27 protein-coding genes are annotated in these 24,374 nt (G+C 60.2%); 10 read left to right on the forward strand and 17 right to left on the reverse strand.

Annotated features, from left to right (window positions below; translation table 11 throughout):
- Window positions 1-32: 32 nt before the first annotated feature.
- The 8 genes from modC to CIB54_RS22945 form a co-directional block, all read right to left on the reverse strand.
- On the reverse strand, window positions 33-1,112 hold the full coding sequence (gene modC / locus CIB54_RS22915) for a molybdenum ABC transporter ATP-binding protein (protein ID WP_101221047.1): 1,080 nt from the start codon (window positions 1,110-1,112) through the stop codon (window positions 33-35).
- Complete coding sequence (gene modB, locus CIB54_RS22920) at window positions 1,109-1,798, reverse strand: molybdate ABC transporter permease subunit (RefSeq protein WP_101221048.1); 690 nt, start codon at window positions 1,796-1,798, stop codon at window positions 1,109-1,111. The genes modC and modB overlap by 4 nt, the downstream gene beginning before the upstream one ends.
- Complete coding sequence (gene modA / locus CIB54_RS22925) at window positions 1,799-2,551, reverse strand: molybdate ABC transporter substrate-binding protein (RefSeq protein WP_065952686.1); 753 nt, start codon at window positions 2,549-2,551, stop codon at window positions 1,799-1,801.
- A gap of 105 nt (window positions 2,552-2,656) precedes the next feature.
- Window positions 2,657-3,715, reverse strand: coding sequence for an NAD(P)H-dependent flavin oxidoreductase (locus tag CIB54_RS22930; protein WP_101221049.1), 1,059 nt, complete (start codon window positions 3,713-3,715; stop codon window positions 2,657-2,659).
- A 109-nt stretch (window positions 3,716-3,824) separates the two neighbouring features.
- Window positions 3,825-4,871 carry a bifunctional DNA-binding transcriptional regulator/O6-methylguanine-DNA methyltransferase Ada gene (ada, locus tag CIB54_RS22935; RefSeq protein WP_101221050.1) on the reverse strand — a complete coding sequence of 349 codons (1,047 nt, stop codon included), beginning with the start codon at window positions 4,869-4,871 and terminating at the stop codon, window positions 3,825-3,827.
- A 75-nt stretch (window positions 4,872-4,946) separates the two neighbouring features.
- Window positions 4,947-5,612, reverse strand: coding sequence for a DNA oxidative demethylase AlkB (gene alkB / locus CIB54_RS22940; protein WP_101221051.1), 666 nt, complete (start codon window positions 5,610-5,612; stop codon window positions 4,947-4,949).
- A gap of 3 nt (window positions 5,613-5,615) precedes the next feature.
- Window positions 5,616-5,780, reverse strand: coding sequence for a hypothetical protein (locus tag CIB54_RS27510; RefSeq protein WP_163001619.1), 165 nt, complete (start codon window positions 5,778-5,780; stop codon window positions 5,616-5,618).
- A 25-nt stretch (window positions 5,781-5,805) separates the two neighbouring features.
- The gene (locus tag CIB54_RS22945) at window positions 5,806-6,108 is read right to left on the reverse strand and encodes a DUF1883 domain-containing protein (RefSeq protein ID WP_003173824.1); all 303 of its coding nucleotides are present in this window, start codon (window positions 6,106-6,108) and stop codon (window positions 5,806-5,808) included.
- A 212-nt stretch (window positions 6,109-6,320) separates the two neighbouring features.
- Between CIB54_RS22945 and CIB54_RS22950 the strand changes: the two genes are divergently transcribed.
- Window positions 6,321-6,671 (forward strand): hypothetical protein, encoded by a 351-nt coding sequence (locus tag CIB54_RS22950; protein WP_065952690.1) that lies wholly within the window; start codon window positions 6,321-6,323, stop codon window positions 6,669-6,671.
- A gap of 248 nt (window positions 6,672-6,919) precedes the next feature.
- A complete protein-coding gene (locus CIB54_RS22955) occupies window positions 6,920-7,150 on the forward strand; it encodes a hypothetical protein (protein WP_065952691.1) in 231 nt (76 codons plus the stop codon).
- Between the two features lie 9 nt (window positions 7,151-7,159).
- On the opposite strand, the gene CIB54_RS22960 is transcribed toward CIB54_RS22955, so the two are convergent.
- Window positions 7,160-7,441 (reverse strand): hypothetical protein, encoded by a 282-nt coding sequence (locus CIB54_RS22960; protein WP_101221052.1) that lies wholly within the window; start codon window positions 7,439-7,441, stop codon window positions 7,160-7,162.
- Between the two features lie 143 nt (window positions 7,442-7,584).
- Window positions 7,585-7,770: a hypothetical protein gene (locus tag CIB54_RS22965; RefSeq protein ID WP_017528082.1), complete on the reverse strand. Its 186-nt coding sequence runs from the start codon at window positions 7,768-7,770 to the stop codon at window positions 7,585-7,587.
- Between the two features lie 299 nt (window positions 7,771-8,069).
- Between CIB54_RS22965 and galU the strand changes: the two genes are divergently transcribed.
- Window positions 8,070-8,909, forward strand: a complete 840-nt coding sequence (gene galU, locus CIB54_RS22970) for a UTP--glucose-1-phosphate uridylyltransferase GalU (RefSeq protein ID WP_003173830.1) — start codon at window positions 8,070-8,072, stop codon at window positions 8,907-8,909.
- Between the two features lie 106 nt (window positions 8,910-9,015).
- Window positions 9,016-10,374, forward strand: a complete 1,359-nt coding sequence (gene gorA, locus CIB54_RS22975; protein ID WP_065952693.1) for a glutathione-disulfide reductase — start codon at window positions 9,016-9,018, stop codon at window positions 10,372-10,374.
- Here gorA and CIB54_RS22980 read toward each other — a convergent pair whose 3' ends face one another.
- Window positions 10,375-11,382, reverse strand: coding sequence for a DNA-binding protein (locus CIB54_RS22980; protein ID WP_065952694.1), 1,008 nt, complete (start codon window positions 11,380-11,382; stop codon window positions 10,375-10,377). It lies immediately after the preceding gene.
- A 171-nt stretch (window positions 11,383-11,553) separates the two neighbouring features.
- Between CIB54_RS22980 and CIB54_RS22985 the strand changes: the two genes are divergently transcribed.
- The 3 genes from CIB54_RS22985 (at window position 11,554) to ahpF (ending at window position 14,883) form a co-directional block, all read left to right on the forward strand.
- Window positions 11,554-12,486, forward strand: coding sequence for a site-specific integrase (locus CIB54_RS22985; RefSeq protein WP_101221053.1), 933 nt, complete (start codon window positions 11,554-11,556; stop codon window positions 12,484-12,486).
- Window positions 12,487-12,631: 145 nt separating this feature from the next.
- Window positions 12,632-13,195, forward strand: a complete 564-nt coding sequence (gene ahpC, locus CIB54_RS22990) for an alkyl hydroperoxide reductase subunit C (RefSeq protein WP_065952696.1) — start codon at window positions 12,632-12,634, stop codon at window positions 13,193-13,195.
- A 122-nt stretch (window positions 13,196-13,317) separates the two neighbouring features.
- Window positions 13,318-14,883, forward strand: coding sequence for an alkyl hydroperoxide reductase subunit F (gene ahpF, locus CIB54_RS22995; protein WP_065952697.1), 1,566 nt, complete (start codon window positions 13,318-13,320; stop codon window positions 14,881-14,883).
- Window positions 14,884-14,934: 51 nt separating this feature from the next.
- Here the strand turns inward: ahpF and gloA are convergent, their stop codons facing one another.
- Complete coding sequence (gloA, locus tag CIB54_RS23000) at window positions 14,935-15,456, reverse strand: lactoylglutathione lyase (RefSeq protein ID WP_065892185.1); 522 nt, start codon at window positions 15,454-15,456, stop codon at window positions 14,935-14,937.
- A gap of 179 nt (window positions 15,457-15,635) precedes the next feature.
- Here gloA and CIB54_RS23005 point away from each other — a divergent pair, with 179 nt between their 5' ends.
- The gene (locus tag CIB54_RS23005) at window positions 15,636-16,169 is read left to right on the forward strand and encodes a DUF4946 domain-containing protein (protein WP_101221058.1); all 534 of its coding nucleotides are present in this window, start codon (window positions 15,636-15,638) and stop codon (window positions 16,167-16,169) included.
- Window positions 16,170-16,271: 102 nt separating this feature from the next.
- Here CIB54_RS23005 and CIB54_RS23010 read toward each other — a convergent pair whose 3' ends face one another.
- Entirely contained in the window at window positions 16,272-16,637 is a 366-nt protein-coding gene (locus CIB54_RS23010) for a histone-like nucleoid-structuring protein, MvaT/MvaU family (protein WP_065952698.1), read from the reverse strand.
- Window positions 16,638-16,836: 199 nt separating this feature from the next.
- Window positions 16,837-18,378, reverse strand: a complete 1,542-nt coding sequence (locus CIB54_RS23015) for an EAL domain-containing protein (RefSeq protein ID WP_101221054.1) — start codon at window positions 18,376-18,378, stop codon at window positions 16,837-16,839.
- Between the two features lie 407 nt (window positions 18,379-18,785).
- On the opposite strand from CIB54_RS23015, the gene hppD reads away from it, so the two are divergent.
- Complete coding sequence (hppD, locus tag CIB54_RS23020; RefSeq protein ID WP_065952700.1) at window positions 18,786-19,862, forward strand: 4-hydroxyphenylpyruvate dioxygenase; 1,077 nt, start codon at window positions 18,786-18,788, stop codon at window positions 19,860-19,862.
- Between the two features lie 45 nt (window positions 19,863-19,907).
- Here hppD and rarD read toward each other — a convergent pair whose 3' ends face one another.
- The 3 genes from rarD to CIB54_RS23035 all read right to left on the reverse strand — a co-directional run bounded on the left by rarD (window position 19,908) and on the right by CIB54_RS23035 (window position 23,065).
- Complete coding sequence (rarD, locus tag CIB54_RS23025) at window positions 19,908-20,789, reverse strand: EamA family transporter RarD (RefSeq protein ID WP_065952701.1); 882 nt, start codon at window positions 20,787-20,789, stop codon at window positions 19,908-19,910.
- A gap of 281 nt (window positions 20,790-21,070) precedes the next feature.
- A complete protein-coding gene (locus CIB54_RS23030; protein WP_101221055.1) occupies window positions 21,071-22,081 on the reverse strand; it encodes an aldo/keto reductase in 1,011 nt (336 codons plus the stop codon).
- An 81-nt stretch (window positions 22,082-22,162) separates the two neighbouring features.
- Complete coding sequence (locus CIB54_RS23035) at window positions 22,163-23,065, reverse strand: LysR family transcriptional regulator (RefSeq protein ID WP_101221056.1); 903 nt, start codon at window positions 23,063-23,065, stop codon at window positions 22,163-22,165.
- A gap of 99 nt (window positions 23,066-23,164) precedes the next feature.
- Here CIB54_RS23035 and CIB54_RS23040 point away from each other — a divergent pair, with 99 nt between their 5' ends.
- Entirely contained in the window at window positions 23,165-23,869 is a 705-nt protein-coding gene (locus tag CIB54_RS23040) for an SDR family oxidoreductase (RefSeq protein WP_101221057.1), read from the forward strand.
- The last annotated feature ends 505 nt before the right edge of the window (window positions 23,870-24,374 follow it).

Genomic DNA, 24,374 nt, shown 5'->3' on the forward strand with positions numbered 1-24,374 from the left:
GACCGCGTCTTCCTGCGGTCGTGCCAAATGGTTTAGGCGAGCACCGCCACCGCCTTGATGTGCGCCCACAGCACTTGCCCCGGCTGCACATTCAGTTGGTCGCGGGAGAACCGCGTGATGCGCGCCAGCAACGGCGTGCCGGCGGCATCCAGGCGCACCAGTGCATGGGCGCTGTTATCCGCCGCGACGTCCTGGATGACGGTCACCGGCAGGCGGTTGAGGATGCTGCTGTGCGCTTGCGCCTGGTGGCTGAGGCTTACGTCACGTGCCTGAATCTTCACCCGCAGCTGTGTGCCCAAAGCCATCGGCGTGTGGGCCACACGTATCTGCAAGAGGCAATCGGGCAGTTGCAGGGTGAGCAATTGATAGTGGTCGTCATAGGCAATCACGCGGCCAGTGACGACCACACCGGCATCGTCGCCCAGTGCCAGGGGCAGATCGAGCCGCGCCAGGGTTTCGCCGATAGGTCCGCTGGCCAGGGCCTTGCCGTCGGCGAGCAAGACGAGGTGGTCGGCCAGGCGCGCCACTTCGTCCTGGGCATGGCTGACGTACAGCACCGGAATATCCAGTTCGTCGTGCAGGCGTTCGAGGTAAGGCAGGATTTCGTTTTTGCGCTGGCTGTCGAGGGCCGCCAGGGGTTCATCCATCAGCAGCAAGCGGGGACTGGTGAGCAGGGCGCGAGCGATGCCGACGCGCTGGCGCTCACCACCGGACAGGTGCTGCGGGTCGCGCGCAAGCAGGTGAGCGATACCCAGCAGCTCAGTGGCCTGGGCCATGTCCACGCGCCGCTGCGCACGTGGGATGCGCTTGAGGCCGAACGCCAGATTGGCCTGCACCGACAGATGGGGAAACAGGCTCGCCTCCTGGAAAACGTAGCCCAGGGCGCGTTTGTGCGGCGGCACGAACAGCCCGTTACGGCTGTCTTGCCAGACCTCGTCGTTGATCTGCACAAATCCGTCATCGGCGCGCTCCAGGCCGGCGATACAGCGCAGGCAGGTGGTCTTGCCGGAGCCGGAAGGGCCGTAAAGAGCGGTTACGCCACGGCCCGGCAATTGCAGTTCCACGTCCAGCGCGAAGCCTGTGTACTTCAGGTGCAGGCGTACCTCGATCATCGCGATGAACTCCAGCCCATGTGGGTTTTACGGCTGGAGTAGAGCGCCAGCAATACGAGGAACGCGAACACCACCATCGCGCCGGCCAGCCAGTGGGCCTGGGCATACTCCATGGCTTCGACGTGGTCGTAGATCTGCACCGAGACCACCCGGGTCTTGTCCGGGATATTGCCGCCGATCATCAGCACCACGCCGAACTCGCCGACGGTATGGGCGAAGCCCAGAATCGACGCGGTAATGAAACCTGGGCGAGCCAACGGCAGGATCACCGTGAAAAACGTGTCCCAGGGACTCGCACGCAAGGTCGCGGCCACTTCCAGAGGGCGCGTGCCGATGGCCGCGAACGCGTTTTGCAACGGTTGCACCACGAAGGGCATGGAGTAGATCACCGAGCCAATCACCAGCCCGGCGAAGCTGAAGGTCAGGGTGCCCAGGCCCAGCCACTGGGTGAACTGGCCGACGTAGCCATTGGGCCCCATGGTCAACAGTAAATAGAAGCCGATGACCGTGGGCGGCAGCACCAACGGCAACGCAACGATTGCACCGACGGGACCGCGCCACCAGGAACGGGTGCGCGACAGCCACAGGGCGATTGGCGTACCGATCAGCAGCAGGATCACCGTGGTCAGCGAGGCCAGTTTGATCGTCAGCCAGATCGCGGAAAAATCGGCGCTCGTCAGCGGCATTTACAGCGCATAACCGTAGGACTTGATCACCGCAGCGGCCTTCGGCCCTTTCAGGTAGTCGACCAGGGCCTTGGCGGCGGCGCTGTCCTTGCCTTTGGCGAGGATCACCGCGTCTTGCTTGATCGGGTCGTGCAGGGACGACGGCACGATCCACGCCGAACCGCTGGAGACTTTACCGTCCTTGTAAATCTGCGACAGTGCCACGAAGCCCAACTCGGCGTTGCCGGTGGACACGAACTGATAGGCCTGGGTGATGTTCTGGCCTTCGACGATCTTGTCCCTGACCTGGTCGGTCAAGCCCTCCCTGGCCAGCACTTGAGTGGCGGCCAGGCCATACGGCGCGGTTTTCGGGTTGGCGATGGACAGGTGCTTGAACGCATTGCGCTTGAGCACTTCACCTTGGGCATCCACGTAGCCGTCTTTCGCCGACCACAGGGCCAGGGTGCCCACCGCGTAGGTAAAGCGCGAGCCCTTGACGGTCTCGCCTTCGGCCTCGAGTTTTTGCGGGGTCGTGTCGTCGGCACTGAGGAATACCTGGAACGGCGCGCCATTCTTGATCTGGGTATAGAACTGCCCGGTGGCGCCGTAGGCCGCGACCAGCGTGTGACCGGTGTCTTTCTTGAAGTCGGCGGCAATCGCCTGGATGGGCGCGGTAAAGTTGGCGGCGACGGCCACTTGTACCTCATCGGCCTGCGCCGAACCCAGGGCGAAGACGGCAAGCAGGGGGGCCAGGCGCGCGGCGCGGATCATCATGAAGCAACTCCTTGAGGGTGTACGGCTTGTTACCGCTATGTACGGGAATATATAGCGGTTACCCGGTGCCGGTACAGTGCGAAGTTGCGCCGTGTGCCGACAGGCCTAGCGCAGCTTGGCCAATGTCTGCTCAGCCAGGTCGCGGGTCAGGTCATACGTTGAGCGGTCGTTACCCAGACGCAAGGACTGGCCGGCCCACAGGTTGCTGAAGCCCGCTTCGTCCTTGGCCTTCAGAGGCAGCAATGCGCCACCGGCCCGTGGAAACGCTGGCGCGGCTGCGTTGATCGCGCCCAGCTCGCGCATCACGCGATTGACAATGCCCCGCGCCGGGCGACCGGTGAACAGGTTGGTGAGGGCCGTTTCGCTGGCCTGGGCATGCCGCAAGGCATGGTAGTGGGAAGCGCTGACACTGGCTTCGGGGGTGAACAGGTACGCCGTGCCGATCTGCACCGCCGAGGCGCCCAGGGCAAACGCGGCGAGCATCCCGCGCGAATCCGCGATACCACCAGCGGCAATCACCGGCACGCCGACGGCATCGACGACTTGCGGCAGCAGCGCCATCAAGCCGATCTGACTGTTGAGGTCGGCACTGAGGAACATACCGCGGTGCCCGCCGGCCTCGATGCCCATTGCGATAATCGCATCACAGCCGTGTTGTTCCAGCCAGACCGCTTCCTCGACCGTCGTGGCCGACGACACCACCTTGGCGCCGGTGGCTTTTACCCGGTCCAGCAAGGCTTTTTCCGGCAGGCCAAAGTGAAAGCTGACGACTTCAGGGCGCAAGGTTTCGATCACTTCACACGCCGCTTCATTGAAGGGGGCACGATTGGAGACCGGGGTCGGCGCATCAAAATCGGCGCCCAGCTCGCGATAGTAGGGTTCGAGCAACGCTTTCCAGCGGCGCTCGTGTTCCTCGTTCGCGTCCGGCGCCTGGTGGCAGAAAAAGTTGACATTGACGGGGCGGGTGCCAGCTTGGCGGATGGTGGTCAACGCTTCACGCAGTTGCTCGATGCTCAGCGCAGCCGCAGGCATGGACCCCAGTGCGCCGGCCTGGCTGGCGGCAATCACCATGGCGGTGGTGGTCGCGCCCGCCATGGGGGCCTGGATGATGGGCAGGTCGATGCCCAGCAGGTCGAGAATGCGCGTGTCTGGCCAGGTGCTCATGGGATGCGTCTCCAGCGTCAGTGAGGCTTTTCGCTGTTTTAGCAGGGCCCTTGGCGCCCGGCCAGTCTGTTTTATTCACTGGACGAGGGCAGTGCTTTATGCAGCGGGGTCAGTCCGATGTTTCCCGCGCCAGCAGCGTGCGCTTGCGCTCTACGCCCCAGCGGTAGCCGGACAGGGCGCCGTCACTGCGCACCACGCGGTGGCAGGGGATTGCCACCGCCAAGTGGTTGGCGCCACAGGCCTGGGCCACTGCGCGAAATGCCGTGGGCGCGCCGATACGCTGGGCAATCTGCGCATAGCTGGCCGTGCTGCCCACCGGAATATCCCGCAGCGCCTGCCACACCCGTTCCTGGAAGGCCGTGCCGCGTAGATCCAGCGGCAGGTCCAGGCCCAGGGCGGGCGCTTCGATAAAGCCCACGACCTGGGCGATCAATTGTTCGAAATCCCGATCCGCGCCGAGCAGTTCGGCGTTGGGAAATTGGTCCTGCAGGTCGCGTACCAGCGTATCCGGCTCGTCGCCCAGCAAGATCGCACACACGCCGCGTTGACTCTGCGCCACCAGAATCGCCCCCAGTGAGCATTGGCCCACGGCAAAGCGAATCCGGTTGTTGGCACCGCCGGCCTTGTACTCCTGCGGCTTCATGCCAAGCAAGTGGTCAGCCGCTGCATAAAAGCGGCTGTTGGAATTGAAGCCGGCGTCGTACAGCGTATCAGTGACCGACTGCTGCGCCTTGAGCCCATCACGCACCTTGCGCGAGCGCAGAGCGCCGGCGTACCCCTTGGGGGTGAGGCCGGTGATGGCTTTGAACACACGATGGAAGTGGAACGAACTCAAGCCGGCATGGCGTGCGAGCGCGTCCAGGCTGGGTGGCGTCTGGGCCTGTTCTATCTGACGACACGCCTCGGCGACCAGCTTTGCATGGTGGGCGGCCAGTTGCGTCTGGTCGCCGGCGGCGCGTCGGCTGGGACGATAACCGGCGGCTTCGGCGTGTTCCGGAGTGTCGAAGAATTCGACATTTTCCGGACGCGGCAAACGTGAGGCGCTGCTGGGCCGGCAGTACACGCCGGTGGTTTTCACAGCGTACACAAACAGTCCATCGGCGTTGGCATCGCGGGCCACGATGGCGGCCCAGCGTGGGTCTAGTGAGTGGTTCATGGCCTGCACTCTTGAGTGGTGATCGGCAGATTAACCCTGCTGTTCGCGCGCGACACTCCGAAGCTTGCGCTCAAATCAGCCGGCGGTGCGAAACGTCAGGTTGATGCGTTGCGGTCCCATGATCGGGTGCTCGCCTTCCTTGACCGGCATCACGCCATGGAAGCGCAGGCGATCCACGCCACCCCAGACCACCACATCACCGTGGAACAGCGAGACTTTTTGCGTCTTGTCACTGCGCTGATGGCCGCCGAACAGGAAAATCGCCGGCAGGCCGAGGGACACCGACACCACTGGCGCGTCATAGCGCTGCTCGTTCTTGTCCTGATGCAGCGACATTTTTGCACCGGGCACATAGCGGTTGATCAGGCAGGCATCCGGCGAGAAATCGCTGAAACCTGCAGCGTTGGCCGCCGAGATGGCCAATTCGCGCAGTGCGTCGGGCATTGCCGGCCAAGGTTGCTGGCTGCGTGGATCGAGAGCGCTGTAGCGGTAGCCGCGCGTGTCGGTGGTCCAGCCCAGCGCGCCGCAACTGCTCAGCGCGGCCGACATGGTAAAACCGCCAGGCGTGACCATTTGCCGAAACGGCGACTGGGCCAGGACACGCCGCAACTCAGGCAATAAACGATCAATCCAGGGCAGGCCGTAGCCTCCCAGGACGTAAGACTCTTCGCCAATCTGTTCGCGCCTTGCAGGTTGCTGCAGGGCATCATCGGCGAACAGGTCAGCGGTAGGCCCCGGCATGGCTTACAGCGCCTTGCTCACGTTGATGTCAGTAATTTCGTCGCTTGCATCGTGGATTTTCGCCAGGGCTTGCCGGGCCTCCTCGACACTGTTGCTGGTCAGTTGGGCGAATTCGAAGCGACGTTCGCCGTTGAGCTTGTACTTGATAACGTATTTAGTGGTGTTCACAGCTTTTTTCCTTGCGGCGTTCGGGTCAGCTCAGCTTGGTGCTGGTGCGACGAACAATGCGAATCTTGTGGGACAGCGCCGGTTTGCGGGTAACACTGATGGCGCGGCGCGTGACCACATCCAGGGTAATGTTCCAGAAACCGGTGCTGGGCGCGGTGATTTTCGCCGGAAATTTATCGAAGGCGCCACCGTGGTAGGTGTGGCGCCCACCGTTCTTGAAGCTGCGAAAATTCGCATCGCTCATCAGACGAATATTACAGGTCTGTGAGCATTCGATGACAACAATGTCTCCCTCGTTAAGGTGCTCACGCTGATGGATGAATTTCATGGGGTGTCTCCAGAAGGGCTTTTTCTGAAAAATCAGAACGATACGTAGGTTAAGATGGAGTTTATCAGCCCCAGCGCGTTTATTATCGGGCTGTCGTCGACGACTTCGACAATTTAAAACAGTTATTTACCGAGTTTTCAGAGATAAATCCTACATTGGCGGGAGAAAATTCCTGTGTCCGCTGTCGTAGGGTCTTTATCGGAGGTTTTAGTATGAAGTGGAGTGTGTTGGTGCTGGCCTTGGCAATAGCTGGGTGTGCTTCGGTTGCAGATATCAAGCAGACCCCACCTACGTTGGTGGTCATTTCCGGGAAAAAGCCGCAGGAATATGCGGCATGCGTGGTACGCAAGTTGGAGGCGACACGTCGTCCGCCACAGATCGAACCGCATAAGGAAGGTATTCAAGTGATCGTGCCGCAGAAGTTTTCGGCCGATCCGTCAGCGATCTTCGAAATCGAGGACCGCTCCAGTGGCAGCAGCATCAAGCTCTATGAAAGCATGTCCAACGTGCCGATTCGGCCGGGCGATGTGAAAAAAGCCGGGGAGGATTGCATTTCCGGCTAACACAGGGCGTATTTCCACGAACTGAATCCGATAAGAGCCCCATTGGGCAGGACGAGCATCTTCGTTCCTGTCCGGTGGGGTTTTTTCTGTGTTATCCGGTACTCAACCCATAAAGCCGAGCGGGCTGATGGGCGCGCCCAATGGCGTGTCGATCGGCAAGGCATCCGTTAAACTGTCGGTCACTGCCTACAAGAATGCCGTTCAAACCCTGGGTCTGAGCGGCCTTGCCCCGCCTGGAACGTCCCATTATGAAGCGAGAACACGTCAAAGCCCGCCATGCTGAAGGTCAGATCACGGCGACCCACGTCATCCAGAACCCTGCCGACCTGGGCGAGTGGATCGTATTTTTCAAGAAGAGTGACGGCCGCAGTTACTTCCTGGTGGACGATCAGGATGAGGTCGAGTCATTCCCGCGCCTGGATGACTTGATCGAAACCCTGCGCAGCCTCGGGATCAAGTTCGCCGAAGTTCACCTGTAGCACCAAGGCCTACTTGCACACCACCACGACGCTGCGGCTTTTGAAATTGCCCACGTCCTTGCCCAGCGTTTGTTCGCTTCCCTTGAGTGACGGGGTCCCGTCGGTGCCGACGATGCGGTAACCGGTGCCCGCGCAGGAAGCGTCGGCTTTCTCGTAGCAGCTGGCCCAGGAGTTGGCTTCGCCCGAGCAGTCGATGGTCAAACCTTGCTCACCATTTTTCAGGTAAGTGTCGGATGTGGTGGTGCAACCGGCCAGCGCCAATACCGCAGTGAGTGCCAGGATCTTGTTCATAGAGAGTCGTCTTCGAAGGTGTTGAGGGGGGCGCTGACACTGTCGTGGGGCGTTGGCGGAAGATTATAGCGAACTGCCATCTAGGTACAGCCAAACACAAAAAAGCCCCGCTTTGCGGGGCTTTTGCTGCAAGGCCGCGTGGCTTACTTGCCCTTTGGCCGCTTGCTCGATGCATGACCTGCTTCATCCACGAACACCTCGGCCACCGCAATCGCCATGCTTTCGGTCTCGAAAACGCCCGCGACGCTGTCGCCATGGAAGTTGATCAAGTGCCAACCGTCCGCACGTTTGGTGATCAGGTAGCCGTTTACGCCTTTGGGTTCTGACATCTAATTAGCAATCTCGTAAGCTGATTCAAGGGTGCAATGATAGCCGCAAATACCCCGCAGTTGCCCAAGTAATTCCAGCCCGGTGCCGGGCTTCGAAAAGCGTGCTACAAAGGATCAGGCCCTTTGAAAACGCAACACTCGAGCGCCGGCCAGCCTGCCGGTTGAAAGATCAGCGGAACTTACGCCGACATTTTTTCTCTATGATGACATCGCGGCGCCAGCAGGACCCATTGTAAGGTGACTGCGGCCTGATTAGACTGCGCCGAATTCCGTACGCACAGCCCTTTGTAAGGACTCATATGATCAAGAAATGCTTGTTCCCGGCAGCCGGTTACGGCACTCGCTTCCTGCCAGCGACCAAAGCCATGCCCAAAGAGATGCTGCCGGTGGTGAACAAGCCACTGATTCAGTACGGCGTCGAAGAGGCACTGGATGCCGGCTTGAATGAAATCTCCATCGTGACCGGCCGTGGTAAGCGCGCACTGGAAGACCACTTCGACATCAGCTATGAGTTGGAAAACCAGATCAAGGGCACCGACAAGGAAAAATACCTGGTCGGTATTCGCAAGCTGCTCGACGAGTGCTCGTTCTCCTACACCCGTCAGACCCAGATGAAAGGCCTCGGCCACGCCATCCTCACCGGTCGCCCGCTGATCGGTGACGAACCGTTCGCCGTGGTACTGGCCGATGACCTGTGCGTGAACCTGGAAGGCGACGGCGTGCTGACCCAGATGGTCAAGCTCTACCAGAAATACCGCTGCACCATCGTCGCGGTAATGGAAGTCAACCCGACGGAAACCAACAAGTACGGCGTGATCGCCGGCGACGACATTGGTGATGGCCTGATCCGCGTGCGTGACATGGTCGAGAAGCCAGCGCCGGAAGATGCACCGTCGAACCTGGCGATCATCGGCCGCTACATCCTCACCCCGGACATCTTCAAGCTGATCGAAGAAACCGAGCCAGGCAAGGGCGGCGAGATCCAGATCACCGACGCCCTGCTCAAGCAGGCCAAAGATGGTTGCGTGATTGCCTACAAATTCAAGGGCCAGCGTTTCGACTGCGGCGGCGCTGAAGGCTACATCGAGGCGACCAACTTCTGCTACGAGCACTTCTACAAGACTGGCAAGGCCTACTGATTTCACCCTTGCTGATCTGTTTCAAGTGAAAGCCACCTTCGGGTGGCTTTTTCGTTTTTCAGCCCCATGTAAGTCGGTATGCTGGTGTCCTGCCGAGGAGAATGAAATGGCCTACGATTTTGACCTGTATGTAATTGGCGCCGGTTCCGGCGGTGTTCGCGCGGCGCGCTTTGCCGCAGGCTTTGGCGCCAGGGTGGCCGTGGCGGAAAGCCGCTACCTGGGCGGTACCTGTGTAAATGTCGGTTGCGTGCCGAAAAAACTGTTGGTGTACGGCGCGCATTTTGCCGAAGACTTCGAACAGGCCAGCGGTTTCGGCTGGTCGTTGGGCGAGGCGAACTTTGACTGGGCGACCCTGATCGCCAACAAAGACCGCGAGATCAACCGTCTCAACGGCATCTATCGCAACCTGCTGGTCAACAGCGGCGTGACCCTGCACGAAGGGCATGCGCGCCTGGTTGATCCCCATCAAGTGGAAATCAATGGCGAGCGCTTCACTGCCAAACATGTCCTTATCGCCACGGGCGGCTGGCCGCAGATCCCGGACATTCCGGGTCGCGAACACGCCATCGGCTCCAACGAAGCGTTCTTTCTCAAAGAGCTGCCAAAGCGCGTGCTGGTGGTAGGCGGTGGCTATATCGCGGTGGAATTCGCGGGCATTTTCCACGGCTTGGGCGCGCAGACTTCGTTGCTGTATCGCGGCGACCTGTTCCTGCGCGGCTTCGATGGCGCGGTGCGCAAGCACTTGCAGGAAGAGTTGACCAAGCGCGGCCTGGACCTGCAATTCAATGCCGACATCGAGCGCATCGACAAGCAAGCCGATGGCAGCCTCAAGGCCACCTTGAAAGACGGCCGGGTGTTGGAAGCCGACTGCGTGTTCTACGCTACCGGCCGACGTCCGATGCTGGACAACCTGGGGTTGGAAAATACCGGCGTCACCCTCGATGAGCGTGGCTTCGTCAACGTGGACGAGTTGTATCAAACCACCGAGCCGTCAATCCTGGCCATTGGCGATGTGATCGGCCGCGTACAATTGACCCCGGTCGCCCTGGCCGAAGGCATGGCTGTGGCACGTCGCCTGTTCAAACCCGAGCACTACCGTCCGGTGGATTACGCGATGATCCCGACGGCGGTGTTCAGCCTGCCGAATATCGGTACGGTGGGCCTTACGGAAGAGGAGGCGAAGAAGAACGGCCATAAGGTGCAGATCTTCGAGAGCCGTTTCCGGCCCATGAAGCTGACCCTGACGGACTGCCAGGAAAAGACCCTGATGAAGCTGGTGGTCGACGCCGACACCGACAAAGTGCTGGGCTGCCACATGGTCGGGCCCGATGCCGGCGAAATCGTGCAGGGCCTGGCGATCGCGCTCAAGGCAGGCGCGACCAAACAGCATTTCGACGAAACCATTGGCGTGCACCCGACGGCGGCGGAAGAGTTCGTCACCATGCGCACGCCTGTGGCGGACTGATCAGGTTTCGCTGGTTGCCTCTGGCGTCGTTGCAACGACGGCGGCCAGACGCAACGCTTCAATGTTGGCCTGGGCCTTGAGCAGGTCCAGCTCCAGCGCCTTGTTGACCTGCTGATGTTCAGTCAGCGCTGCCTGGCGTGACTGGCTTTCCTGCAGTGCAACCCGCAAGCGCTCCTGGAGCAGCGTGCGCTCGCTGTCGACCTGGCTGATTTTCTCGTTCAACTCCAGTTGCACGGCCTGGTCCTTGCGCAGTTGCTCCTGCAGTGCGTTCAGCTCCCGCGCGGTCACCCGGTGCTCGATCAACACGCGTTCGTTGTCTCGATGCAATTGGGTGATTTCGTCCTGACGCACCAGTGCACTCTGCTGCGCCTGGCGCAGCTCGGCTTGTACCTGCTGCAACTGACCCTCATGACGACGCTGCTCCTGCTCACGCTGCTCCTTGACCGCATTGCGGTAATGCTCAAGGGCATCGCGGGCGTGCAGGTGCTTGTCCTCCAGTGAGCGAATCTGCTCGTCCTTGTCCTTGATCCTCAGTTCGTAATCGCTGCACGCCTGGCTAAGCCCGGCGTTGCGCGTCTGCTCGGTCTGCAGGCTGGTGCTGGCAGTTTGCAGGGCGGCGCTTTCCTCGGCGAGGGCGGCGGCCTGGATATCGAACTGCTGTTGCAACTGGTCATGGGCCTCCTGCAGCGCTTGAAGCTGAGTGAGCAGGGCGCTTTTGTGCTGTTCAAACTGCGCCAGGGCGAGGTCGATGGGCTCTTGGGCCTTCTCTTTCAGGCGCTGGGCGAGCCGTGCCACCAATTCCCCAAGCTCGTCATCAATCGGGGCTTGGGTGATGGTCTGGCGGGTCTCGCTTTCGTCGAGTTCCTTCAGATAGCGATGAATGGTGGTTTTCGAGCCGGTATTGCCCATCTCGATGCGCACGGCGTCGATGCTGGGGTTTTCGCCACGGGCGAGGATTGCCAGGCGTGCCGTCTGAACTACTGCTTTATTTATGCCGCCGCGAGCCATGGGGTCTCCGTCGATTTCGTACTGTGGTACAGGGTATGTATTTACGTACCTTATCACATTTAAAAAACACTTTAAATTCATGAATTAACAGATGGGATATTGGCGTATTATCCCGTGTCACCAGCATTTTTAACGCCGAACCATGCGTTAGCAGTACGAATAGGCCCTGCCATGAGTGATCTTGATCGTTACCTCAACGCCGCGACCCGTGACAACACGCGCCGTAGCTACCGCGCAGCCATCGAACATTTCGAGGTCAGTTGGGGTGGATTCCTGCCCGCCACCAGCGACAGCGTGGCGCGCTATCTGGTCGCGTATGCGGGCGTGCTGGCCGTCAACACCCTGAAGTTGCGCCTCTCGGCACTGGCGCAGTGGCATACCAGCCAGGGGTTTGCCGACCCGACCAAGGCGCCAGTGGTGCGCAAGGTGCTCAAGGGCATCCGCGCCGTGCACCCTGCGCGCGAGCGCCAGGCCGAGCCGTTGCAGCTCAAGCATCTGGAGCAGGTGGTGGCGTCGCTTGAGCTTGAAGCGAGGGAGGCCAGCGACAATCAGGACCGGCCCGCGTGGCTACGCGCCAAACGCGACACGGCGCTGATCCTGCTGGGGTTCTGGCGTGGCTTTCGCAGCGATGAGCTGTGTCGCTTGAGCATAGAGCATGTCCAGGCGGTGCCTGGGGCAGGCATCAGCCTCTACTTGCCGCGCAGCAAAAGTGACCGCGACAACCTCGGCAAGACTTACCAAACCCCCGCATTACTGCGCTTGTGCCCGGTACAGGCTTACAGCGAATGGCTCAGCGCCTCGGCACTGGTGCGCGGCCCGGTGTTTCGCGGGATCGATCGCTGGGGCAACCTGGGGGAGGAGGGGCTGCACCCCAACAGCGTGATTCCGTTACTGCGCCAGGCGCTTGCGCGCGCGGGCATCCCGGCCGAGCAATACACCAGCCACTCCCTGCGACGCGGCTTCGCTACCTGGGCCCATCGCAGCGGCTGGGATCTGAAGTCGTTGATGAGTTATGTCGGTTGGAGCGACATGAAATCGGCCATACGCTATGTTGAAGCGACGCCCTTTCTCGGCATGACGCTGGCGACCCAACCGCTGTTATGAGATTTCTTCTATTAATACAGTCATCTGATAGAGAAACCCAATCGTCAGCATCAGGTTTGCCAATGAGCCATCGTCACCAAGAGTGGGTAGGATTCACCCCATCAACTTGTTAACCCTTTCTACAAACCCTGACGGAGAGTCAACGATGCCTATCATCAACAGCCACGTAAAACCGTTTAAAGCCACCGCTTTCAAAAACGGCAGCTTCCTCGATGTGACCGACGCTGACCTGAAAGGCAAGTGGTCTGTGGTGTTCTTCTACCCAGCCGACTTCACCTTCGTTTGCCCAACCGAACTGGAAGACCTGGCTGACAACTACGCCGAATTCCAGAAACTGGGCGTAGAAATCTACAGCGTGTCCACCGATACCCACTTTGCCCACGCTGCCTGGCACAACACTTCGCCAGCCATCGGCAAGATCCAGTACACCATGATTGGCGACCCGACCCTGACCATCTCGCGCAACTTCGACGTGCTGATCGAAGAAGCCGGCCTGGCGGACCGCGGTACTTTCGTGATCAACCCGGAAGGCCAGATCAAGATCGTTGAGCTGAACGACGGCGGTGTTGGCCGTGACGCTTCGGAGCTGCTGCGCAAGATCAAGGCTGCCCAGTACGTTGCCGCTCACCCGGGCGAAGTGTGCCCAGCCAAGTGGAAAGAAGGCGAGGCCACCCTGGCTCCGTCCCTGGACCTGGTCGGCAAGATCTAAGTCTGTGAAGTTCCAAGGGCGGGCATCCGCACCTACCCAGTAAGCTGCAACCGCCCTCAAAAACGCCCGGGCGAGATTCGCTCGGGCGTTTTTTTTACCCAGAATTAAAGGAAATCGCCCGTATGTTGGACGCCAATCTTAAAGCTCAGTTGAAGTCATACCTGGAGCGGGTTACCCAGCCGATCGAGATCGTCGCTTCCCTCGATGACGGCGCGAAATCCGAGGAAATGCTCGCTCTTTTGCAGGACGTAGCCAGCCTCTCCACGCTGATTACCCTGTACACCGATGGCAATGATGCGCGCAAGCCGTCGTTCTCCATCAACCGCCCGGGTGCCGAGATCAGCCTGCGTTTTGCCGGCATCCCCATGGGCCATGAATTCACGTCCTTGGTACTGGCCCTGCTGCAAGTCGGTGGCCACCCATCCAAGGCCAGTGTCGAAGTGATTGAACAGATCCGTGCCTTGAAAGGCGAGTTCAGCTTTGAGACGTACTTTTCGCTGTCGTGCCAGAACTGCCCGGACGTGGTCCAGGCGCTGAACCTGATGGCCGTGCTCAACCCCAATATCCGCCACGTGGCCATCGACGGCGCGCTGTTCCAGGCTGAAGTCGATGAGCGTCAGATCATGGCGGTGCCCAGTGTCTACCTTAACGGTGTGAACTTCGGCCAGGGCCGCATGGGCCTGGAGGAAATCCTCGCCAAGCTCGACACCAGTGGTATCGAAAAAGCCGCCGAGAAAATCAGTGCCAAGGAGGCCTTTGATGTATTGGTTGTCGGCGGTGGCCCAGCGGGTTCATCGGCGGCGATCTATGCGGCACGTAAAGGCATTCGTACCGGTGTGGCCGCCGAGCGTTTTGGTGGCCAGGTACTGGACACCATGTCCATCGAGAACTTTATCTCGGTACAGGAAACCGAAGGCCCCAAACTGGCCAGCGCCCTGGAAGCCCATGTGCGTCAGTACGATGTGGACATCATGAACCTGCAGCGTGCCAGCAGCCTGGTGCCGGCGAAAAACGCCGGCGAGTTGCACGAAATCCGCTTCGAAAGCGGTGCGACGCTCAAGTCCAGAACCGTGATCCTGGCCACCGGTGCACGCTGGCGTGAAATGGGCGTGCCGGGCGAGCAGCAATACAAGGCCAAGGGCGTGTGCTTCTGCCCGCATTGCGATGGTCCGTTGTTCAAGGGCAAGCGCGTGGCGGTGATTGGTGGCGGTAACTCAGGCGTCGAAGCCGCCATCGACCTGGCCGGTATTGTCAGCCACGTCACGTTGCTGGAGTTCGACAGCAAGCTGCGCGCTGACGCTGTGTTGCAGCGCAAGCTGTACAGCCTGCCGAACGTTGACGTGATTACCAGCGCATTGACCAGTGAAGTCAAAGGCGATGGCCAGAAAGTCACCGGTCTTGCCTACAAGGATCGCGACAGCGGCGAGTTCAAGACCCTCGACCTGGAAGGCATCTTTGTGCAAATCGGTTTGCTGCCCAACACCGACTGGCTCAAAGGCACGGTGGAGCTGACGCCACGCGGCGAGATCATCGTCGATGCGCGTGGCGAGACCTCATTGCCAGGTGTATTCGCCGCCGGTGACGTGACGACTGTGCCGTACAAGCAGATCGTGATTGCCGTGGGCGAGGGCGCCAAGGCGTCCCTGAGTGCTTTCGACCACCTGATCCGCACGTCCGCGCCTGCATAAAATCCGCCGCGCAAATGAAAAACCCCATGAGTGATCATGGGGTTTTTTGGTTTACATCGGTGCTGGCTGAATGATTTCAACCCAGTACGCGTCCGGGTCCTTGATGAAAGCCAGGCTTTTCATGCGGCCATCGCTCAGGCGCTTCTGGAAATCGCAGCCCAGGGCTTCGAAGCGTTCGCACGCCGCGACGATGTCCGGTACCGAGATGCAAATGTGGCCAAAGCCACGGGGGTCGGTGTTGCCGTTGTGGTAGGCGAAGTCGGCATCGTTTTCGGTACCGTGGTTGTGGGTCAGTTCCAGAATGCCAGGGATCGACTTCATCCACTGCGTACGCTCAGCCGCGTCAGCCGGGATCTGTGCCTTGTCCACCAGGGCGAGGAAATACAGGCTGAATTCGGCTTCCGGGAAATCGCGTTTTTCAACTAGGGAAAAACCCAGTACGCGGGTGTAGAAATCCAGCGACTTGGTGATGTCCTTGACCCGCAGCATGGTGTGGTTGAACACGAAGTTCGCGGTGGCGGTATCAGGTTGGGCAGTGACGCCGGGGAAAGTGTTCAGTTCGTGCAGGCTCATGGGCCCTCCAGAAAAAAATGGGGCAAAGCGGTCCCTTGGCTTGCGGCAAGCATCCGTGCAGCCGGGCCATGATACGCAAGGCCTGCCGGTCACGCCAAATGAAAAAGCTGACGCAGCCCTTGCGAGCTGTGGGTCTGGGGCCGCAAACTTTGGTGCTGGAACCCTGGATGCTTTTTGCAATGATCGAGTTTCGTAAACCGCTGTTGAGTACCTTGTGTCTATTGCTGGCGAGCCCGCTCGCAGGGGCGGCCGACCCCGAGATCCATTGGCCCAGCGGCTGGCAGGTGGAGGAAGTGGAACCCGACGCCGCCGTCGGGAAGCGCCAGGCCGTGACTCGACAGCGTGCGATAAAGAATGACGAAAATGGCCAGACCTTGATGGTGATGGAGTTGACCGGTACGCCACTTGAGGCCGGGCATCAGGTTAATCTTCAAGGCGTCTTGCTGGAGATGCGTAAGTCCATTCAAAAGGATTTTGCCCAGGGCGGTTATCAAAGCGTGTGCACCAAACTGCACGCCGCTACATTGAGCCGCCTTGATGCGCTGGAAACTACCTGTGTGATTACCGAGAACGGTCGCCATGTGCTATCGCAGACACTAGTGGGCGCGGTGGATACGGAAAAAGCCTACGTGTTTTCATATGCGGGCCAGGCGCAAGCGTACGAGACCAGTGAGGATGAAGTCCGTTCAGTGCGTGACAGCCTCAAACTTTGAATGGCTGTATGTGAAAGAATGTGAACTTTAATTTAAGTTCGCTTGCGAACCTGGAAACGAAAAAGCCCCGCCTGAGCGGGGCTTTCCATTAATGCCTGTCAATCAACCGCGAAGCCAGGAATCTACAGTGGCTGCGCCGTGCTCTTCCTTCCAGGCTTTCAGGCCACGATGGTTGCCGCCTTTGGTCTCGATCAGCTCACCGGTGTGCGGGTTCTGGTAGACCTTGACCACGCGGGCGCGGCGCTGTTTCGGCGCGGCGGCAGGTGTGGCGCCGCGTTTGGCCGGGTTTGGATCAAGGATGGAGATCACGTCGCGCAGGCTCTTGTCGTAGCTGCCCATCAATTTTTTAAGCTTTTCTTCAAATTCGATTTCTTTCTTCAGCCCGGCGTCGTTCTTCAGGGATTCCAGCTGGGCAAGCTGCTCTTGAAGGGCTCTTTCTGCTGCGCGAAATTCGGCGAGTCTGGACAAAATCTGTACTCCAATAGTGTAGTTAGCTGATATCTACTGCGAAGAAAGCCTTAAGCCAAGAGGGTTAAGCTAACTCAAACGAAAACACCTGACTGTGAGTGTATCGCCGGCAAGAAAAATTGTAGTAGTTAATCCACGTCGAGTAAATCATGTCTTTTGTCTAAATAATATGCTGGCCGGGAAGGTAGTCGGTGACTGTTCACTGACGGGTTACCGACTTAATGAATTCATCGCCGGGTAATGGACGGCCAAACAGGTAGCCTTGCAGAAAGTCTACGCCTTTGGCGACAAGGTAATCACACTGTTGCGCTGTTTCCACGCCCTCGGCCACGATGCCCAGGTCGAGCTTGGCGGACAGTTCTATAATGCTGTCCAGAATATGCCGTGAGAGGGCATCCGCCCCGATCATGGCGACAAAGCTTTGATCGATCTTCAAGTAATCCACATTGAAGTGGCGCAAATAGCCCAGGCTGGAATGCCCGGTGCCGAAGTCGTCTATGGCGATCATCACGCCCAGCTGGTGCAGCGCGTCGAACAAGCGCCGTGTGATGTCAGTGGGCTCGATCAACTCACGCTCGGTCAATTCCAGTACCAGGGTTATCTGGCCGGGCGGGAAGGCCGCAAGGAACGCTCGGCAGTCGTCCACCAGCTCCAGGTCCTGGCAATGACGCGCGGTGATGTTCACGCCAATATGAAACCCCGGGCTGAAGCGCTCGGCATGCGGTGCCAATTGCGCGGCAGTCTGGCGCAGCAGGGCGCGCGTCATGGGCACAATCAGTCCGGAGTGCTCGGCCAGGGGAATGAACAGGTCCGGTCGCACCAGGCCCTCTTTAGGGTGTTGCCAGCGCATCAGCACTTCGCAGCCGGCCCATTGGCGCGTGTCGCCGCGCACCACCGGCTGGAAATACGGAATGAATTCGTTGGCGAGCAGGGCTCGTTGCAACTCGTGGGTGGGCGCTGAGGAGCGCTTTTGCAGCCAGTGGGCAAGGAGGCCGGCCAGCACACCAAAAAACACCACCAGGCTGAACACGGCCGGATAGCGCGCCTGCATGTAACGCCAGACCTCACCCTCGGGCATGCCTACATCGACGCTGTACTGATAGCGGCTGGAGGCCAGGAAATGAGGGGCTATGGCAAATTCCGGCGACGCGTCGGTATGGACCTTGCCGTCGGCATCCAGCCAGTTGGGGCCCACCTTTAACACCAGGGAAGCGTAGCGGCTGATCAGGCGCAGGGCATTGGTGAGGTGGTAACCGTCAATCGAGGCAAACGCGCCTTGATCGCCGTCGACCAAGCGGTACACCAGCAGTGCGGTATCCGGCGTGACCGGGTTGCCGTTCATCAACCACAAACGCCCACCAACGTAGTCGTCCGGATTGACCGGCGACTCATACCTGCTGCCGAACAATGAACTGCAATAGATGTTTTTCTGCCAGGACAAGGTGGTGGCGCGCACGAACGGTCGGCGCGTGACTTGCTCACGCAGTGCCAGCTTCGCGGCGTTGTCACACGGCAAGCCGGCCAGTGGCAACAAGGTCTGGGCCGCGAGTGCGGTGTTGTCGAGCATCAAGTCGAGCTGACGCACCGCTTCCCGGGCCGTTTGCGCGGTGCTTTGCTCAAGCGTGCGTTCGGCTTGCCAATAAAGAATCACGACCCCCAATAAAACGGGGAGCAGGCCGCAGACGGTGCTCAGCACATAACGCGCAACTCGGCTTCGTGGGCCTTGGGAGGTAAGGGGCATAGAGGAGCGGCCGTGCAGAAAAGAAGAGGACTATGCCGATGATAGATGGCATTCCCATCAGGCGCTCAGTAAAACATTGCGCGCCTGCCTGGGTGACAAACCCCTTGCACGCGGCAGGGCGATGGGGATTTGATACGAGCACGGGCAAATAGAGCTCGGACAAATAGAGCTCGGACAAATAGTGTTACGCTGTGTAGAATCGATTTACGCATACAACAATATGGACTTGCGCTCACGCAAGCCTCGCCGTCAGAGACTGATGACACCATGAAGCAACTCGGTTCTCCCCTCATCTTTGGTGACTTCCTCGCCCGCAGTGTGCGAGGACTCTCCTGTGCGCCACCCGCTGACCTCATCCTTGCCCGCCAATAACGATTCGTTACCCCAAGCATGATGAGGCACCCGACATGACCGACCAATATGAAAACCCGATGGGCCTGATGGGCTTTGAATTCATTGAGTTCGCATCGCCGACCCCGGGCATCCTGGAGCCGATCTTCGAGATCATGGGCTTCACCAAGGTGGCGACCCACCGCTCCAAAGACGTGCACCTGTATCGCCAGGGCGAGATCAACCTGATCCTCAATAACGAGCCGAACAGTCTGGCCTCGTACTTCGCCGCCGAACACGGCCCGTCCGTGTGCGGCATGGCGTTTCGGGTGAAGAACTCGCAGCAGGCCTACAAGCGCGCCCTGGAACTGGGGGCGCAGCCGATTCATATCGAAACCGGTCCGATGGAACTGAACCTGCCGGCGATCAAAGGCATTGGCGGCGCGCCGCTGTACCTGATCGACCGGTTTGGCGAGGGCAGCTCGCTCTATGACATCGACTTCGTCTACCTCGAAGGCGTAGACCGCAACCCGCAAGGCGCCGGCCTCAAGGTCATCGATCACCTGACCCACAACGTCTACCGTGGCCGCATGGTCTACTGGGCCAATTTCTACGAGAAACTGTTCAACTTCCGTGAAGCGCGCTATTTCGACATCAAGGGCGAGTACACCGGCCTGACTTCCAAGGCCATGAGCGCGCCGGACGGCATGATCCGCATCCCGTTGAACGAAGAATCGTCCAAGGGCGCGGGCCAGATCGAAGAGTTCCTGATGCAGTTCAACGGCGAGGGCATCCAGCATGTGGCATTCCTCACCGATGACCTGGTCACGACCTGGGACGCGTTGAAGAAGATCGGCATGCGCTTCATGACCGCGCCGCCGGACACTTACTACGAAATGCTCGAAGGCCGCCTGCCCAACCACGGCGAGCCGGTGGACCAGCTGCAGGCCCGCGGCATTTTGCTCGACGGCTCGTCGATCGAAGGTGACAAGCGCTTGTTGCTGCAGATTTTCTCGGAAACCCTGATGGGGCCGGTGTTCTTCGAGTTCATTCAACGCAAAGGCGATGATGGTTTCGGCGAAGGCAACTTCAAGGCGTTGTTCGAGTCGATCGAGCGCGATCAGGTACGTCGCGGTGTATTGACCGCCGACTAGGCAAAACAAAGCCCGGCTTCGGCCGGGCTTCCTTTTGCCTGGGATTCAGGCTCTGCGCTGACGCACCAGATGCTTGAACCCTTCATACACCAGCACCATCACCGCCAGCCAGATCGGGATATAGGTCAGCCATTGCCCGCCCTTGATGCCTTCACCCAACAGTAGCGCCACTGCGAGCAACAACACCGGCTCCACATAACTGAGCAGGCCGAACAGGCTGAATGCCAGCAACCGGCTGGCGATGATATAGCTCACCAGCGCCGACGCACTGATCAAGCCCAGCATGGGAATCAACGCGTACAACTTCGGCTGCGCATCCAGTACCGCGAAGCCCTGCTCGCCGCTTTGCACAAACCACCAGGCCACCGGCAACATCAGCGCCATGTCCAGCCACAGGCCTCCCAGATGGTCGGTGCCCAGGTATTTGCGCACCACGAAGTACACCGGGTAACCGATGATCACCACCAGCGTCGCCCAGGAAAAACCACCGGCCTGATACAACTCGTTGAGCACGCCCAGCGTGGCAAACACCACGGCGATCTGCTGCAAGCGCGACAATTGCTCGCCGTAGACCAGGCGTCCGGTCAGCACCATGGTCAGCGGCAACAGGAAATAACCCACCGACACGTCCAGGCTGCGCCCATTCAGCGGCGCCCACATGAACAGCCATAACTGCACGCCGAGCAGCGCGGACGACACCAGCACGCCGCCGATCAAGCGTGGCCTTTGCGCCAGCATCCGCAGCAACTCCCACACCCGCCGCCATTCGCCGCTGACCAGCATGAACAGTGTCATGCAGGGCACGGTCAGCAGCATGCGCCAACCGAAAATTTCCAGGCCACTCAACGGTGTAAGCAGCGACGTAAAGTAATACATCACGGCAAACAACACCGAGGCCGATACCGATAACACAACACCTTTAGACACGCAGTCCTCGCGAAAGCCGATTTGAGATATTCAGGAACAACAGGGAGGGAGATTATGGTGCTTTTGAGCGTAAAGATGCGCTGTTTTGGGGCCTGAGGCGGAAAAAGGCTGAAAATGGTCGTTTTATAGCAATGACGTTCGCCGCTGTGGCCCCCCGGGAGGCTGTGAAGATGGCATTGCCGTCGATATCTTCATTGCCTGACCTACCGCTGTCGCGGCCTCGCCGAGGCTCGAGCGCTCCCACAGGAGGAACGGCGAGCCCGCGTATTTCGAGGGGGCGCTTACGAGCGTACCGTGCGACCCGAGACAAAGTGGCTCACATCATTGAACCCCGCTGTGGACGAGTGCCCCGGCGTCACCAGCGAATCGATGAATGCCTCATCTTCCGCGCTGATCGTCACTTCGAGTGCGCCGGTGTAAGCATCCCACTGCGCCTCGGTGCGCGGGCCGACAATCGCCGAGCTCACCGCCACGCTATTCAATACCCAGGCAATCGCAAACTCGACCATGCCCACCCCACGCCCCTGGGTGTATTGCTGGATCTGCTGGGCGATGCGCAGCGATTCCACGCGCCATTCGGTTTCCAGAATGCGTTTGTCCTGGCGTGCAGCGCGGCTGCCAGGCTCAGGTGTCAGGTCCGGCGCGTACTTGCCGCTGAGCACCCCACGCGCCAGCGGGCTGTACGGCACCACGCCCAGGCCATAGGCCGCCGCGGCGGTGATCTGCTCGACTTCGGCCTGGCGATTGACGATGTTGTACAACGGCTGGCTGATGATCGGCCGGTCAACGCCCAGGCGCTCGGCCACGCGTATGACCTCGGCAATACGCCAGCCGCGATAGTTGGACAACCCCCAGTAGCGAACTTTGCCCTGGCGAATAAGATCGCCGATCGCTGATACCGTGACCTCCAGCGGTGTGTCGTGGTCCTCGCGGTGCAGGTAGTAGATGTCCAGGTAGTCGGTGTCCAGGCGGCCCAGACTGGCCTCCAGCGCGTTGAACATACGCTTGCGGCTCAGCCCGCTGCGGTTGGGCATGCCATCTGCCGGGCCGAACCCGACCTTGGACGCCACCACCCAGTCCTGACGGTTGCGCGCGATGGCCTCGCCGACGATCTCTTCGGAGCGCCCGCCGGTGTAGACGTCGGCGGTATCGATAAAGTTGATGCCTTGATCCCAGGCCTTATCGATGATGCGCAGCGAGTCTTCCGTGCTGGTCTGTTCGCCAAACATCATGGTACCCAGCGTCAGTGCGCTGACCTTCAATCCGGACTGGCCCAATGTGCGGTAAATCATGCAAAGCTCCTCAAAGCAGGCAAACGTGTGTCATGCAATACCAGACACGAGCCCTCTGGAACAAGCCCTGAGCGTGTTTCTTCATGCACTCAGCAACGCCTGGCAGCGCTCCTGTAAAAAACGCTGCAGCGCTTTCACCCGTTCCGAGACCTGCAGGCGATGGGGGCACATCAGGTTGAACGGCGCCGGTTCGCCTTGCCACCCATCGAACAATGCCACCAGCCGGCCGGCGGCCAGGTCGCCCACCACATCGAGTCGAGCTTTGTAAGCGATGCCGTGCCCGGCCAGAGCCCAACGGCGCACGATTTCGCCGTCGTTGCTGAGATAGTCGCCGCTGACCTCGACCTCTTCAACCTGCGCGCCCTGGCGAAAACGCCAGTTCTGGCTGACTTGGCCCTGGCGCATGTACCGCAACGCACTGTGCCCTGACAACTGCGCTGGATGCAGCGGTGTGCCGTGGCGCGCCAGGTAGGCCGGGCTGGCACAGGCAACGCGGTGGTGGTCGGGGGCGATCGGCAGGGCGACCAGGCTGGAGTCCTGGGGCACGCCAAAGCGCAGGGCAATGTCGACCGTCTCCCGAAACAGATCGGCGTTGCTGTCGTTGAGCATCAGTTGCAGGCGGATGTGCGGGTGTTCGGCCTTGAATGCATCCAGCCAGCCCAGCACCACGTTGCGCCCGAAATCCGACGGGGCCGCCACTTGCAGCAATCCGGTCAGGCCCTGGCTTTGCTGCTTGAGCGCCTGTTCGCCCTCATTCAATGCCGCCAGCGCAACGCGCACGCTGTCCAGGTAGCGCCGGCCTTCCTCCGTCAGCCGCATGCTGCGCGTGGACCGGGCGAACAAGCGCAGGCCCAGGCGGGTTTCCAGGCGCTTGAGGGCGATACTCGCCGCCGCCGGGGTCAAGCCAAGCCCGCGTGCAGCCGCGGACAGGCTGCCTGAATCGGCGGTGCGCACGAACACTTCAAGATCCAGGATCGAGCTCATTTGTAAAATTCCTTTAAAGATCTTGTCGTTTTACCGGGATTTTTCTTCGATTACCAAGCGTGGAAGATGAACGCTCACTTCTCAACCCGGGCTTTTTCCATGACGACGTCTCTGGGCGGTACAACCATTATCGTGATCGGCGGTAGCAGCGGTATCGGCGCAGCCGTCGCCAAAGCGGCTGCCGAGCGCGGTGCAACCGTGGTGGTGGCGGGGCGCCGCCTGACCTCGGCGGTGCACAACGGCATGCGCAGCGAGCCGGTGGATGTCAGCGACAGCGCCTCGTTGCAACGGCTGTTCGAAAGCGTGGGGCGCTTCGATCATCTGGTCTACACCAGCGGCCCATCGGTCAATACCAAGACCCTGGCCGACACCGACCTGGACGAAGCCCAAGGCAATTTCAATGTAAAACTGTGGGGAGCCTTGCGTGCGGTTCAACAGGCATTGCCGTTTCTGCATGAGCGCGGCAGCATCAGCCTGACCTCCGGGCAGTTGGGGCGCAAGTTGGTGTCGGGACAGTTCATCAAGACCGGTATCAACGCCGCGACCGAAGCGCTGGGCAAGCAGTTGGCCAAGGAGCTGGCGCCGCGCCGTGTCAACGTGATCAGCCCCGGCGTGATTGACACACCGGCGTACGCCGGGCTTGGGGACGAGCAGCGTCTGGCGATGTTTGCCAAGGCCGGCGGGGCCTTGCCGGTGGGGCGAGTCGGGCAGGCGCAGGAAGTGGCGGCGGGGTATGTGCTGGCGATGGAGAACGGCTTTATGACCGGTGCCGTGATCGATGTCGACGGCGGCGGCCTGTTGTAACAGCGCTTCCACATGGGCATAGGTATCTACACAACTTGGGTATGACGCCGACATGTGGCGAGGAAGCTGGCTCCCGTGGCGGTCGCACAGCCTATCGCTATCTGACTGATGCACCGCAATCCAAATGTGGGAGGGGGCTTGCCCCCGATGGCGGCCTCCCAACCGACAGCTACCCACTGACACGCCTCGGCCCAATGTGGGAGGGGGCTTGCCCCCGATGGCGGTCTCCCAACCGACAGCTACCCAACTGACACGCCTCGGCCCAATGTGGGAGGGGGCTTGCCCCCGATGGCGGCCTCCGGGCCGACCAGGATGCTGGATCAGACCGAGTACATATCCGTTTCTGCGGTCACGGCCACTATGGGTTCCGCTTTTACAGCGGGTCACTTTTGGAAAAGAGCCCCAAAAGTAACCAAAAAGGCTCTTGCCCCACCACTCGGCACCTCGCCTAGGCTCGGTGTGCCCGAACGCAGCCTTGAATCCGTGGGCCGCCGCAATGGGCCAT

Origin of the sequence: Pseudomonas fluorescens (assembly GCF_002837185.1) — a bacterium.
GTDB classification, from domain to species: domain Bacteria; phylum Pseudomonadota; class Gammaproteobacteria; order Pseudomonadales; family Pseudomonadaceae; genus Aquipseudomonas; species Aquipseudomonas fluorescens_AM.

What these genes read in the sequence shown, in the direction of transcription:
- CIB54_RS22960 (WP_101221052.1), bottom strand. Translation starts at nt 7,441, where the DNA reads ATGAACAAGATCCTGGCACTCACTGCGGTATTGGCGCTGGCCGGTTGC.
- ahpC (WP_065952696.1), top strand. Translation starts at nt 12,632, where the DNA reads ATGCCTATCATCAACAGCCACGTAAAACCGTTTAAAGCCACCGCTTTC.
- CIB54_RS23005 (WP_101221058.1), top strand. Translation starts at nt 15,636, where the DNA reads ATGATCGAGTTTCGTAAACCGCTGTTGAGTACCTTGTGTCTATTGCTG.
- CIB54_RS22965 (WP_017528082.1), bottom strand. Translation starts at nt 7,770, where the DNA reads ATGTCAGAACCCAAAGGCGTAAACGGCTACCTGATCACCAAACGTGCG.
- CIB54_RS22945 (WP_003173824.1), bottom strand. Translation starts at nt 6,108, where the DNA reads ATGAAATTCATCCATCAGCGTGAGCACCTTAACGAGGGAGACATTGTT.
- CIB54_RS22955 (WP_065952691.1), top strand. Translation starts at nt 6,920, where the DNA reads ATGAAGCGAGAACACGTCAAAGCCCGCCATGCTGAAGGTCAGATCACG.
- gorA (WP_065952693.1), top strand. Translation starts at nt 9,016, where the DNA reads ATGGCCTACGATTTTGACCTGTATGTAATTGGCGCCGGTTCCGGCGGT.
- modB (WP_101221048.1), bottom strand. Translation starts at nt 1,798, where the DNA reads ATGCCGCTGACGAGCGCCGATTTTTCCGCGATCTGGCTGACGATCAAA.
- modC (WP_101221047.1), bottom strand. Translation starts at nt 1,112, where the DNA reads ATGATCGAGGTACGCCTGCACCTGAAGTACACAGGCTTCGCGCTGGAC.
- CIB54_RS23035 (WP_101221056.1), bottom strand. Translation starts at nt 23,065, where the DNA reads ATGAGCTCGATCCTGGATCTTGAAGTGTTCGTGCGCACCGCCGATTCA.
- CIB54_RS22980 (WP_065952694.1), bottom strand. Translation starts at nt 11,382, where the DNA reads ATGGCTCGCGGCGGCATAAATAAAGCAGTAGTTCAGACGGCACGCCTG.
- CIB54_RS22930 (WP_101221049.1), bottom strand. Translation starts at nt 3,715, where the DNA reads ATGAGCACCTGGCCAGACACGCGCATTCTCGACCTGCTGGGCATCGAC.
- CIB54_RS22950 (WP_065952690.1), top strand. Translation starts at nt 6,321, where the DNA reads ATGAAGTGGAGTGTGTTGGTGCTGGCCTTGGCAATAGCTGGGTGTGCT.
- CIB54_RS22985 (WP_101221053.1), top strand. Translation starts at nt 11,554, where the DNA reads ATGAGTGATCTTGATCGTTACCTCAACGCCGCGACCCGTGACAACACG.
- CIB54_RS23015 (WP_101221054.1), bottom strand. Translation starts at nt 18,378, where the DNA reads ATGCCCCTTACCTCCCAAGGCCCACGAAGCCGAGTTGCGCGTTATGTG.
- CIB54_RS23040 (WP_101221057.1), top strand. Translation starts at nt 23,165, where the DNA reads ATGACGACGTCTCTGGGCGGTACAACCATTATCGTGATCGGCGGTAGC.
- ahpF (WP_065952697.1), top strand. Translation starts at nt 13,318, where the DNA reads ATGTTGGACGCCAATCTTAAAGCTCAGTTGAAGTCATACCTGGAGCGG.
- modA (WP_065952686.1), bottom strand. Translation starts at nt 2,551, where the DNA reads ATGATGATCCGCGCCGCGCGCCTGGCCCCCCTGCTTGCCGTCTTCGCC.
- ada (WP_101221050.1), bottom strand. Translation starts at nt 4,871, where the DNA reads ATGAACCACTCACTAGACCCACGCTGGGCCGCCATCGTGGCCCGCGAT.
- alkB (WP_101221051.1), bottom strand. Translation starts at nt 5,612, where the DNA reads ATGCCGGGGCCTACCGCTGACCTGTTCGCCGATGATGCCCTGCAGCAA.
- gloA (WP_065892185.1), bottom strand. Translation starts at nt 15,456, where the DNA reads ATGAGCCTGCACGAACTGAACACTTTCCCCGGCGTCACTGCCCAACCT.
- hppD (WP_065952700.1), top strand. Translation starts at nt 18,786, where the DNA reads ATGACCGACCAATATGAAAACCCGATGGGCCTGATGGGCTTTGAATTC.
- galU (WP_003173830.1), top strand. Translation starts at nt 8,070, where the DNA reads ATGATCAAGAAATGCTTGTTCCCGGCAGCCGGTTACGGCACTCGCTTC.
- CIB54_RS23030 (WP_101221055.1), bottom strand. Translation starts at nt 22,081, where the DNA reads ATGATTTACCGCACATTGGGCCAGTCCGGATTGAAGGTCAGCGCACTG.